This window comes from Pelotomaculum sp. PtaB.Bin117, from assembly GCF_002067195.1.
GTDB classification, from domain to species: domain Bacteria; phylum Bacillota; class Desulfotomaculia; order Desulfotomaculales; family Pelotomaculaceae; genus Pelotomaculum_D; species Pelotomaculum_D terephthalicicum.
This window is the reverse complement of the sequence record NZ_MVQM01000083.1, coordinates 1-11,752: the sequence shown is the minus strand read 5'-3', so window position 1 is coordinate 11,752 and position 11,752 is coordinate 1. Positions and strand designations below refer to the sequence as shown.

The window sequence follows — 11,752 nt, the reverse complement described above, 5'->3', positions numbered from 1 at the left end:
TCTTAAAACACATACACGCGGCTTTTTCACTGCCGGAACACCTCCTTCATCGGCTGCCGCCAGGCTGCTTTCAGCCTGTCCAGCCTGGTCTCGAAAAGGGTTTTTCCTGATTGTTCGGCTGCAATAACTTTACTGTCTGTTGTTTTGCCGATTACCTGGCAGGGAATGCCGCCAAAAATATCAGTCGGCTTGCTGCCGGCTGGGATTTCCGCCAGGAAGCAGCCTGCCGTTTCGTTGAACAGGAAGCTTTCGGCTGATTCATCCTCCGGTATGATTATCTGAACACCCATGTCGCCGCCGAAGCACATCTCGGCCAGCGCCGCCGCCGCGCCGCCTTCGCTGATGTCGTGGCAGGCCAGGACTTTTCCTGATTTTACAGCCCCGTAAACGGCCTCAAAAACCTGCATCAGCGCGGTGGGGCTGAGCTTCGGCAGGTTGTTGCCGATATAACCGAGCAAGTCGTAGTAGACAGATCCGGCCATTTCAGCGGTATTCCGGTATCCTGCCAAGACGATTTGCGCGCCGGTTTTTTTAAAATCGGCCGACACTGTCCGGGACACGTCCGGTATCCGCCCGAACGCTGAAATACATAATATCGGAGGGATTTTAATCACCGTCCCGTCTTTGCCCCGGTAAGTGCTGGACAGGCTGTCCTTGCCGGAAATGAACGGCATCCCTGTGCCGCGGACGAAGTCCACACAGGCGTCGACGGCCAGGTCCAGGGCGCCCAGCAGTTCCTCGTCGGGGAAAGGCCAGATGAAATTATCCATGAGAACCAGATCACGCGGGTTGACGCCGGAGGCTATCGCGTTGGATACCGCCTCGGCGGCTGCCCACAGGCTTCCATGGTAAGGGTCAATCATGTTCAGCACGGGGTTCAGGCCGTGGGAGATCACCATCCCGTATGGTTTTCCTAGGATAGGCGCCATGATGGCCGCGTCGTTCGGCCCGTCTCCGTTTATGCCGGAAAAGGGAGGGAGGGCGCTGGTGCCCTGAACGCCGTGGTCGTACAGTCTGACAATCGGTTCTTTGGAACAGACGTTAAGGTGTCCCATTACCCGGCAGAACAGGTCTTCCCAGTCTGCCTTTGGAACAGCCTGCGGCTCTGCAAAGCGGGCCGGACGCCAGGCTGCTTCCATCACCCGCTGGGGCAGCCCGTTGTGCAGGAATTCCATTTCCAGATTCATTACCACCTGGCCTTCGTACGTGGCGGAGAAACACTTGTCTCCGGTAAATTCGCCGAGGACGGTGGCTTCGACATTGTAACCCCGGCATATTTCCATGAGCCGCCCGGCATGTTCCGGGGCAACCGCAAGCACCATCCGCTCCTGGCTTTCCGACTCCATGATTTCCCACGGGGACAGGCCGGGGTATTTCAGCGGCGCCCGGTCGAGGGCAACCCTGGCGCCTACTGCCGCGCCCATTTCTCCGACGGCGGAAGCGAACCCGCCGGCGCCGCAGTCAGTGATGGCCCTGATCAAGCCCTCGTCACGGGCTATCAGAATGGCGTCGAACGTACGCTTTTCTTCAATGGGATGGCCGATTTGCACGGCGCTGGAATTTACATCGATGGTCCGGTCGGTCATTTCCCCGCTGGAGAAAGTGGCGCCGTGAATGCCGTCCCGCCCGGTGCGGCCGCCCAGCGCAATCACCAGGTCTCCGGCCCGGGGCCGGCCTTTGCGGCATAACTCCGCCGGCAGGATCCCGTAGGCCCCTACGATAACCGACGGCTTGGCGCGGAAATCCCGGTGAAAGTGCACCGAGCCGTTATTTGTGGGAATACCCATTCTATTGCCGTAATCACGCACCCCGGCGACCACCCGGCGCAATAAGTAATGCGGGTGGAGACAGCCGGCCGGAATATCTTCGTCGGGCGTGTCGGGCCTGGCAAAGCAGAACATATCGGTTGAAGCCAGTGTTTTCGCGCCGCGTCCGGTACCCACGATGTCGCGGAATACGCCGCCGCTGCCGGTCATGGCGCCGCCGTATGGCTCAATGGCCGATGGGGAATTGTGGGTTTCCACTTTGCCGCAAATAGCCTGACCGTCATAAAATTCCATTACACCGGAGTTGTCCACGAATGCCGACAGCACCAGCGGGTGTTTGCTCTCCTCAGTGGCTTTTTTCAACCGTTGCAAGAGCGGGGTTTTCTCTTTGCCGTCAACGATCAACCTGGCTTTGAATGTTTTGTGCCCGCAGTGTTCGGACCAGGTCTGAGCGATTGTTTCTATTTCACAATCAGTGGGGTCCCTGCCGATGCGCTGGAAGTATTCTTTAATAACCTGCATTTCCTCCAGGTTTAAGAATAACTTGTCACGGCTCAATTCAATCAGCTCGGGGTCGCTCATTCGTCTAACCGGAATCACTTCCGTGCGGCCTGGCCTGCCCTGAATAATCAAGGTTTTTGGTTTTTCTTTCACAACATACTCTACCGTGGCGTTAACCAGCAGGCTGGAGGTGATTCTTTCAATATCTTCACCGGTGATGTTTTCACCGTAAAAACCATACTCCCAACTGGAGTCGGCCGCCAATAACCCGGCTACGCCCAGGTCGGCCGCGGATTTCATAATGGAAGCGGCCTCCGGGTTCATTACTCCGGGCTTGTAAGCTACTTCCAGTACAATGGCGGCATCGTTAATCACCGGGCTGTTAACTGAAAAATCCTGGAAAATACTTTCTGCCAGCAGTCTTTCCGCCAGCAGGGCGGCATCACTGGCGCCAATGCCTTCAAAACGGAAAACGCGGGCGGTTCTGACTTTTTGCACCGTGTTAATACCTAAAGCGTGGCTAATTTCGTACAGGATTTCCTCTCCCTTGCTGTCGGGGATTCCAGCCTTGGTAATTACCCGCACCTCTTGAATCATCATTTTTTACCTCCTATCCAAGTGGTCGCAACTATTAATACGGCAATTTATCACAATTTCCTGCCCGGGAAGTAAAAATAAATAACAAGTACTCAGAAGTCAGGAGTCAGAATAAATAGAATGGTTTATCGTCTGGAATTATCTGAGTCTAACTTCTGAATTTCTGATTACCTGAACAGTAACAATAAATAAATAAAGCGATCACATAATCGGAGCGCTTTCTTTTATCATTATTGGGTTAATATACAAGCATTCAGTAAGCAGACATTCAGAGTGGTGCCGGACGGATTACAGTTTTTATTCTGACTCCTGACTCCTAATCATTATATTATAACCGCTGGTATCTTTACAGAGGGTGTTAATGCCATGGGGATATAAGTTGTGCCATTTGTGGAAAGGCGGGCTGGGATCCGATACTTGCTTTTGGTGTATAACTGCCATATAATTGTAAGGTTAAGAAGATAATATTCTCGTTTTTTGGGGGCTGTATGAGTAAAAAATCATGGGAACAGGGCGTGCGGTTGTTGCCTTCGGTTGATGAAACGCTCAGGGACGATAGAGTGGCGGAACTGCTGGCCGTATATCCCAGGAGCATGGTGGTTGAGGCTGTACGTGATTCTTTGGCCGGTGAGCGCCGGCGGCTCCTGGATGGTGACCCGGCTGAAGAAGATATGGATGAAAACAGTTGTCTGGATTTGATTGTGTTAAGAACAACTGAAGCTGTCCGTAAAAGGGCATGTTCCAATCTGCAACCGGTAATCAACGCCACCGGGGTAGTCCTGCACACAAACCTGGGACGGGCCCTTTTAAGCGAAAACGCCAGGCGGGCCGTTTACGAGATAGCCTCCAGTTACTCCAACCTGGAACTGGAATTGACTACCGGCCGGCGCGGGTCGCGCTACGCGCCGCTGGAGCCGGTTCTGACTTCCCTGACCGGGGCGGAGGCCGCCCTGGTGGTGAACAATAACGCCGCGGCGGTTCTTCTTGCGCTGAGCACACTGGCTAAAGAGCGCGAGGTCGTGGTATCCAGAGGCCAGTTAGTAGAGATCGGGGGTTCTTTCCGTATTCCGGAGGTAATGGCCCAGAGCGGCGCAAGACTGGTGGAGGTCGGCGCCACCAATAAAACTTATCCCGATGATTACCGGAAGGCGATTAACGAACAAACGGCGCTGCTGCTTCATGTCCATACCAGCAACTACCGGATCATTGGCTTTACCAGGGAAACCACGATAAATGAGCTGGTGGAGATTGGCCGTGCCTATTCCCTGCCGGTGATGTCCGATCTCGGCAGTGGCTCTCTGCTTGATTTGAGCCGCTTCGGCCTGCCGGGAGAACCTACCGTGCGGGAGGTAGTGGCCGCGGGACCGGATGTGATTACCTTCAGTGGAGACAAGTTGCTGGGCGGCCCGCAGGCCGGCGTAATTGCGGGAAAACGCCGTTATATTGATAAGATGAGAAAGCATCCCCTGCTAAGGGCGATCCGGGTCGACAAGATGACTGTGGCGGCCTTGGAGGCTACCTTGCGGGAATACCTGGATGAGGAGCTTATTGTTGAAAAAATACCGACTTTGCAGATGCTTGCGGCTGGTTCAAGCCAATTGACAGAAAAAGCGGAGAGTTTGGCCGGCCTTGTGCGAGGCGCCGTGGAAAACAAGGCGGAAGTTGAGGTCGGCAAGGGGTTTTCCGTGGTGGGCGGCGGCTCCTTCCCGTCAGCTGAACTGCCTACCGCGATTGTGAAGATTAATTCCCGCGCGACTTCTGCCGGCGACTTGCAGTCAGCCCTGATGCGGGGAAAACCGGCGGTAATGAGCCGGGTGCAAGACGGCAGCTTGATTCTGGATGTCCGTACCGTGCGTGATCATGAATTGCCGGCGCTGGCGGCGGCGATAGGAAAGGTGATTTAAAATGAAACACCTGATTATCGGGACTGCCGGTCACGTCGATCATGGTAAAACAGCCTTGGTTAAAGCTATGACTGGTGTTGACACTGACCGGCTGAAAGAAGAAAAAGAGCGGGGTATCTCGATTGAGCTCGGTTTTACCGCCTTGAAGCTGCCGGGCGGACGCAAGGCCGGCATTGTTGATGTGCCCGGGCATGAGCGCTTTATCAAGAATATGCTGGCCGGAGCCGGCGGCTTTGACCTGGTGCTTCTGGTGATTGCCGCTGATGAAGGAGTAATGCCCCAGACCCGTGAACATCTGGATATCATCCAGTTGCTTCAGGTAAAAAAGGGTGTTGTTGTGCTGACCAAAGCCGACCTGGTGGATGAGGAATGGCTTGGTTTGGTAAAAGAAGAAGTGCAGGATTTTTTAAAGGGCACGGTTTTAGAGGATGCTCCTTTGGTAACAGTTTCTGCTGTGACCGGTCAAGGCATCGGCGGCTTGCTTGAGCTGCTGGACCGTGTGGCGGAGGAAACTCCGGCTAAAACCGCAGCCGGCCCGCCAAGGCTGCCCGTGGACCGGGTGTTTTCCGTCACGGGTTTCGGTACAGTGGTGACAGGAACGCTGGTAGCGGGTGAAATCCGGGTTGGTGATTCAGTGGAAGTACAGCCGCAAGGACTGATCGCCCGGGTGCGGTCTCTCCAGTCACATGGTGAAAAAGTCGATTTTGCCTGGGCCGGACAGCGGGTGGCGGCCAACCTGGCCGGTCTGGAGGTCGAACAAATCAGCCGCGGGAGCGTGGTGGCGGGTGTAAACAGTCTTACCCCGTCATACCGGCTGGACGTGCATTTATTATTGCTCAAAAGCGCCGTCAGGCCGCTGAAAAACCGGGCTCCGGTTCGTTTTCATCTTGGGTCCGGTGAAATCCTGGGGCGGGTCGTGTTGCTGGACCGGGAAGAACTCGAACCAGGAGCGATAGCTTATACCCAGATTGAGCTGCAAGAAAAGACGGCCGCGGTCAAGGGGGACCGGTTTGTGCTCCGGTCTTATTCACCTATGCTGACTATCGGCGGCGGGATTGTCATTGACCCGGCGCCGGGGCGCAAGCACAAGCGCTTTCGCAGCGAAGTGCTGAAGGCTCTGGAAACCCGGGAGCGGGGTACGCCGGCCGAGATTTTAGAAGAATATTTGCGGAGCAATCCCGGATTGCCTGAATTGATGGACGCGGCGGCAGGGACAGGGTTCCAAGTGTCCGAGACCGATAAATTGGCACGAGAGCTTGCCCTTCAGGACAAGGTTAAGATAGTGCCCGGCGACGGGAAAGTCTACCTGGCGCTGATTGAAGTATACCGGCGTCTGGCCGGTGAGCTGCAGCAAATGCTGGAATCCTACCACCGCGAGTTTCCCCTGCGGGAAGGGTATCCTAAAGAAGAACTTCGTTCCCGGAAATTTCCCGCGCTGAATAATAAAGTTTTTCAATTTCTGCTGGCTGCCCTGGAAAATGATCAACTGGTCCGCTGCACGGCTCAGGCGGTTGCCAGTCCGTCCTTCGTTTCTGGCTCAGAGCCGAAAATGAGTTTGATAATTGACCGGATCAGGAAGGAATTGGCCGAAGCCTGCTTTCAGCCCCCGGCATGGAGCGAACTGACCGCCACGGCGGGCTTGAGCGAGAACGCTGGTTTGGAACTGCTGCAGTATTTCTTGAGAACCGGTGAACTAAAAAAAGTGGGCGAAAATCTTTATTTTCTTGATGAAACTCTCAGTATGGTCAGACAGAAGGTTGTTGGCTTTTTGCGTGAAAATGGTGAGATTACGGTACGTGAGCTGCGCGATCTTTTACAGACGAGCCGCAAATATGCCCTGCCCTTGCTCGAGTACTTCGACAAGGAGCGGATTACCCGGCGGGTCGGCGACAAACGGCTGCCCGGCAAAGCATTGGGCTGATCAAGGTACTTACTGATGCCTGGAGGTTAATTGAATACTATGTTAAAATAGTAAAAAGCAACGTTGATAACGTTAAAAAGATAAATGCTCAGGGGGCAGGAATCAGGAATGTGAGAACGGTTCGTCATCATTAGGTATGATCATTGTGACTGCCGGATATTAAATTAAAGAAAGTTTAAAGAAATTAGAAAAAGGAATTCAACAGGTATGAAGGTCGACCTGCTTGGGATAAATATAGACGCCTTAGATCTTGAAGAAACGGTAAGACGGATTGCGGAATATATTCGTCACGGACTGCCGCGCCGGGTGGTGACGATTAATCCTGAATTTTTATATCGTGCGCGGGCTGACCGGGAACTGTGCAAACTGGCCGGGCGCGCCGATTTGGTAACCCCGGATGGAGTTGGAATTGTTTGGGCCTGCCGGGTAGCCGGGAGTCCGGTGCCGGAACGGGTCACCGGTATTGACTTGATGATGCGCCTGGTCGAACAGGCGGCTGTGGAGGGGTGGAGTATCTTTTTGCTCGGCGCGGCTCCGGGAGTCGCGGAGGAGGCAGCCGCCAGGTTGAGTCTGGATTACCCGGGCTTAAGAGTCGCCGGTGTCCACCATGGATATTTTAAAGATAATGAAGAAGCCGAAGTAGCCGGGATAGTAAGGGAATCCCGCCCCGACCTGCTTTTCGTGGCGCTTGGGGCGCCGAAACAAGAGTGGTGGATAGATAGAAATCTCCAGGAAACCGGAGCGGTTGTTGCCGTTGGGGTGGGGGGCAGCTTTGATGTTGTGGCCGGAAAAGTGCGCCGCGCGCCGCGGTGGATCCGCCGCTTGCATTTGGAGTGGCTGTTCCGCCTGGTAAAAGATCCTTCACGCTGGCGCCGCCAGGCCGTCCTGCCTTTGTTCGCCTGGCTGGTGCTCAGGGAGTACCGATTTAAAAGGCGGACGCGGTGACATCTGTCTGACGTTTGAAGATTAATTAACTGGTTTTCCTGGGGGAGCATTTATGCCCAAAGTGGTAATTTCAGGGTATTATGGTTTTCATAACAGTGGTGACGAGGCGATCCTGCATGCTATGTTACAGGCTCTCAGAGGTGTAATGCCCGGCCTGGAAGTTACCGTATTATCCCGGGAACCGGGTTACACCACCCGGGAATTTGATGTCCGCTCCGTTTCGCGCAACAATCCCTGGCAGGTTTTTCAAGCCATTAAGGCGGCGGACATGTTAATCAGCGGCGGCGGCGGGCTTTTGCAGGATGTGACCAGTCCCCGCAGCATAATTTATTATTTAGGCGTTGTCGCAATGGCTGTGCTTATCGGCAAGCCCGTTTTCTTTTACGCCCAGGGTATCGGGCCTGTGCACACCGCTTTAGGCAGGACGGCGGTGCGGCTTGTGGTTAATCATGTTAACGCTGTCACCGTACGTGATGCCGATTCAAAAAGTGAACTTGTTTCTCTGGGTGTTAAACGCCCGCATGTGCAGGTGACTGCCGATCCTGTCCTTGGTCTGGAGCCGCTTCTGATTGACGTTGAAAAAGGGCGTAAGATTCTTGCCTCCCTCGGCGTGGGCGGCGGTCCCGTAGCCGGTTTGTCCGTAATACCGTGGAAGGGTCTGAGCCGTTATAAGGAAGTGGTGGCCAGAGCGGCCGACGATTTGACGGCGCAAGGATGGCAGGTGCTGCTGATCCCGATGCATAACCCGGTAGACATTGAGACATGCCGGGAGGTGGCCGCCCTGATGCGTGGAAAACCTCCTTTCATGCTTGGCTCCGGAACAAAATACAAGGAATTGCTGTCTATTGCCGCCAACCTTGATCTGGCGGTGGGTATGAGGCTTCATTTTCTGATATTCAGCGCGATTTTCGGCGTTCCGGTAGTTGGTATTTCCTATGACCCGAAAGTGAACCGTTTTCTACAGTCGCTCGGGTTGCCAACTGGTTTAAGTCCCGAATGCCTCGAATATAACGAGCTGTCCTTGAGAATAAAGCATGCTGTGCGCAACCGTGAAAAAATAAGCGCGGATCTTCAAGAACGGGTGGCTCTCTTGCGTAAGCAGGCTTTAAAAAATGCCTCGCTGGCTGTCGAACTTATTCGGCCTGATTAACGTCTATATAATAAAGGCGGTATAAGTTGTCTTGATATGGGAGGAATTGGGCCGGCTTGTGTCGAATTCTGCAACAGGAGGGTTTGATTGTCATGAATAAATTTAAGACGGTTTTTATCGTTTTGCTTGCTGTTATAGTAATTTCTGTTCTGGGTTATGCCGCTTTTGCCGGCGCTGACGATGAACCGGGCGGAAGCAGCGACCCGCTGGTCACTCAAAGCTATGTCGACCAGTATATGCAGTGGAAAATAGTTGATTTAAAAACAGGTCAGATTTTGCAGGGCCATGCCGGGACGGAGCTTATCACCAGGCGGGGACAGGCGGTTGTAGTCGATGCAACCGGCAACGGCATTCCGGATGTCACCGGGGGTGCGGATATTCATGCCGGCAGCGCGGCGCCGCTTAATCACCTGCTGGTAGTGCCCAGGGACGACGGGCGCGGCGTGAAAGCCCAGTCGCCGGCTGTGGTGATGTACCGGGGCGGGGCGACGGTGCGGTAGCTTTGAGAAATGTTGAACCCTTGTCAGGATTTAAACAATTAGACAGATAACAGCTTAGTAAAGTGTTATTCCAATGGGGTGAGTTGATGAGGATAACCAGGCGGCGAAAATTAAGAAGGAAAACGCCTTTTGTGGTTATTTGCCTGTTGTTGTTGACGGTGCTGGCCGGCTGCGGCATGCTGCTGAAAGATATGTTTCCATTTGAAACTCCGGATATAGATATACCTAATATATTTGAACCTACTCCCGAAAGGCTAAACGTGCTGCTGCTGGGTATAGACGCCAGGAAGGGCGAAACCATGGCCCGCACCGACACGTTAATCCTGGCCAGCGTCGACCAGAAGAGCAAGCAGGTGGCCTTGCTCTCCATCCCGCGGGATACCAGGGTGAACATTCCAGGCTATGGTATGGATAAGATCAACAGCGCTTCTGTCTACGGCGGGCCGGAGCTTACCACGAAGGTTGTCTCGCAGTTGCTTGGCACATCGATAAAATATTATGTGCTTGTCAATTTCAGCGGTTTTAAAGATATCGTGGACGCCCTGGGAGGCATAACCTATGATGTTGAACAAGATATGGATAAATCTGGCGAAGGGATTCACCTGAAGAAGGGCGTACAGCACCTTGACGGTGACAAGGCGCTGCAGTACGTGCGTTTCCGGGATTACCCGCTGGCGGATATCGAGCGTACCCAGCACCAGCAGAAGTTTTTAATGGCGCTGGGCAGAGAAATGCTTCAAGCCAGCACCATTCCCAAGTTGCCCAGACTGGTCACTGAAATCAACCGTTATGTAAAAACCAACTTGCCTGCGACGGATTTATTAAAACTGGCTTCGTCGGCTTCAAAGAACATGGAGAACGGCAATTTTGTCGCCCAGACTCTGCCCGGGCGGCTGCTGGATATCAATGGAGGGAGTTACTGGGGAGTGGATCCTGCTGAAGCCAGGCAGGTGCTGGCAAAACTCTTCAAAGGGGAAACAGAGACCAATGTCGTGCTGACTACCCCGCTGAGCGGCCAGTACGGCGGCTCAAGCGGTTCTAAGGCAACTTCCCAGAAATCAAGTGAAACAGCAGCCACTGCCGACCAGACGAAACAGCAGCCCGGCACCCAAACGCAGCAGGACCAGAACGGGACCAAGCAGACTGGCGGGCAGACGACTACTGACAAGTCAGGTAAAACCGGCGCAAAAAGCAGCAATACCAGTGGTTCCACCGGCAGCAAGATCACTATTACGCCTGGAGATACCGGCAGCGCCGGCACAGGAACATCCCGTAAACCAGATGCTTCTTCTGACGCCACCCAGAGCAAAGAAGGAGTCAACCCCGGCATACCGGGGGCGAAGGCAAAAACTTAAAGCTTCATAAATTAACTGAGAAATTAGCCGAAAGCTAAATGAAAGCTAACTGCCCGAATAGAAAAAAAGGACTTCTCTTTAAATTCTCTTTAAATGAGAAGCCTTTTTTTCTTTTTTTTATTTCATTTTGTCTTTGCTATTGGTTTAGTATAGTCGCGCCATAAATAGTTCCGTTTACAGAAAATACATTGCTTTTAACGTTTATTTGCGCGCCGATTTTGATTTCTTTGTTGCCGATCATAATAGTGTTGTCTGTTACGACGGCCGGTGACTCTATAGTGATGATCACGTCATATTTTTCCGGCACATCAGCCAGCACAACCCTGCCGTCAAGCGTAGGCACGGCCTCTTGATACGGAAAAACCTCTTTCTTAACGACATTTCCCAGCGGAATGTTGGTTTGTACGTCTCGCACGGCTTGTCCTTCTTTAATGCTCTCTGCCGTAGGAATGCGCACTTTCTCAACATAAACCTTAAATTCGATATGACCGTTTTGTAAAGCCAGCGCCCGGTTCACAAATGCTAGCTTGTACACGCCGGCCGCGAATAGGGCAAGGATTAGGCCGATGATAATAATATCCACAAAATTAAATTTTACGTTATCCTTTTTTTTATGCATTCTGCTCATTCCTTTCAGAGCTGATCTGTTGTGCCGTAAGTTTTTCCAGCACAAGAACGATTGCTATCAGCAACCAAAGCAAAATTCCCAGCTTGTAATACCAGAGAAAATAATCCACTAGCGAGTGGAATAAAAACCCCGCCAGCGCTCCCATTACTCCCGCGTTCAGGCTTCTTGCGCCGGCGCTGCCTGCCGCGCTTAGTTTAAGCCCGAGGCGGAATATGCCTACAAACAGCCAGCCAAAAACCACCAAGCCAAGTATACCAAACTCGCTGATAATCTGTAAATACAAGTTATGCGAGTGGGGAACCACGTTGGAATTAATCATATGCGTGTAGTACACTCGGGCAAAGGCTTTTCTCCCCAGCCCGACCCCGGTTTCCCAGTGAGTTTTAAGCAGGGACAGGGTTGACTGCCAGGTATCCAAACGGTACAAGTTGGATGTATCTTTAGTTGAAGTGATTGTAGACAACCGGTTGATAATCGTGGCGGGG

General features: G+C 53.1%; 9 protein-coding genes. 6 read left to right on the top strand and 3 right to left on the bottom strand.

The features are described 5' to 3' along the window. Positions 1 to 26: 26 nt before the first annotated feature. Entirely contained in the window at positions 27 to 2,867 is a 2,841-nt protein-coding gene (locus A4E54_RS05605) for a phosphoribosylformylglycinamidine synthase subunit PurS (RefSeq protein ID WP_286724914.1), read from the bottom strand. Positions 2,868 to 3,352: 485 nt separating this feature from the next. On the opposite strand from A4E54_RS05605, the gene selA reads away from it, so the two are divergent. The 6 genes from selA (at position 3,353) to A4E54_RS05575 (ending at position 10,639) form a co-directional block, all read left to right on the top strand. Beyond that, a complete protein-coding gene (gene selA / locus A4E54_RS05600; protein ID WP_286724912.1) occupies positions 3,353 to 4,768 on the top strand; it encodes an L-seryl-tRNA(Sec) selenium transferase in 1,416 nt (471 codons plus the stop codon). A 1-nt stretch (position 4,769) separates the two neighbouring features. Further along, positions 4,770 to 6,689: a selenocysteine-specific translation elongation factor gene (selB, locus tag A4E54_RS05595; protein ID WP_286724910.1), complete on the top strand. Its 1,920-nt coding sequence runs from the start codon at positions 4,770 to 4,772 to the stop codon at positions 6,687 to 6,689. Positions 6,690 to 6,896: 207 nt separating this feature from the next. After that, positions 6,897 to 7,634 carry a WecB/TagA/CpsF family glycosyltransferase gene (locus tag A4E54_RS05590; protein WP_240081733.1) on the top strand — a complete coding sequence of 246 codons (738 nt, stop codon included), beginning with the start codon at positions 6,897 to 6,899 and terminating at the stop codon, positions 7,632 to 7,634. Positions 7,635 to 7,686: 52 nt separating this feature from the next. Then, positions 7,687 to 8,784, top strand: a complete 1,098-nt coding sequence (csaB, locus tag A4E54_RS05585; protein WP_240081732.1) for a polysaccharide pyruvyl transferase CsaB — start codon at positions 7,687 to 7,689, stop codon at positions 8,782 to 8,784. 92 nt (positions 8,785 to 8,876) lie between these two features. Continuing rightward, complete coding sequence (locus A4E54_RS05580) at positions 8,877 to 9,284, top strand: hypothetical protein (RefSeq protein WP_240081731.1); 408 nt, start codon at positions 8,877 to 8,879, stop codon at positions 9,282 to 9,284. Between the two features lie 86 nt (positions 9,285 to 9,370). Next, positions 9,371 to 10,639: an LCP family protein gene (locus tag A4E54_RS05575; protein WP_240081730.1), complete on the top strand. Its 1,269-nt coding sequence runs from the start codon at positions 9,371 to 9,373 to the stop codon at positions 10,637 to 10,639. Between the two features lie 136 nt (positions 10,640 to 10,775). Here A4E54_RS05575 and A4E54_RS05570 read toward each other — a convergent pair whose 3' ends face one another. Continuing rightward, complete coding sequence (locus tag A4E54_RS05570; RefSeq protein ID WP_240081729.1) at positions 10,776 to 11,258, bottom strand: DUF4330 domain-containing protein; 483 nt, start codon at positions 11,256 to 11,258, stop codon at positions 10,776 to 10,778. Then, positions 11,251 to 11,752, bottom strand: a 502-nt coding sequence (locus tag A4E54_RS05565; RefSeq protein WP_286724903.1) for an O-antigen ligase family protein, incomplete at its 5' end; no start/stop codon positions are given. The genes A4E54_RS05570 and A4E54_RS05565, both read right to left, overlap by 8 nt.

Excerpts from the sequence above, each read along its gene's own strand:
- A4E54_RS05605 (WP_286724914.1), bottom strand. The coding sequence starts at position 2,867 with ATGATGATTCAAGAGGTGCGGGTAATTACCAAGGCTGGAATCCCCGAC.
- selA (WP_286724912.1), top strand. The coding sequence starts at position 3,353 with ATGAGTAAAAAATCATGGGAACAGGGCGTGCGGTTGTTGCCTTCGGTT.
- selB (WP_286724910.1), top strand. The coding sequence starts at position 4,770 with ATGAAACACCTGATTATCGGGACTGCCGGTCACGTCGATCATGGTAAA.
- A4E54_RS05590 (WP_240081733.1), top strand. The coding sequence starts at position 6,897 with ATGAAGGTCGACCTGCTTGGGATAAATATAGACGCCTTAGATCTTGAA.
- csaB (WP_240081732.1), top strand. The coding sequence starts at position 7,687 with ATGCCCAAAGTGGTAATTTCAGGGTATTATGGTTTTCATAACAGTGGT.
- A4E54_RS05580 (WP_240081731.1), top strand. The coding sequence starts at position 8,877 with ATGAATAAATTTAAGACGGTTTTTATCGTTTTGCTTGCTGTTATAGTA.
- A4E54_RS05575 (WP_240081730.1), top strand. The coding sequence starts at position 9,371 with ATGAGGATAACCAGGCGGCGAAAATTAAGAAGGAAAACGCCTTTTGTG.
- A4E54_RS05570 (WP_240081729.1), bottom strand. The coding sequence starts at position 11,258 with ATGCATAAAAAAAAGGATAACGTAAAATTTAATTTTGTGGATATTATT.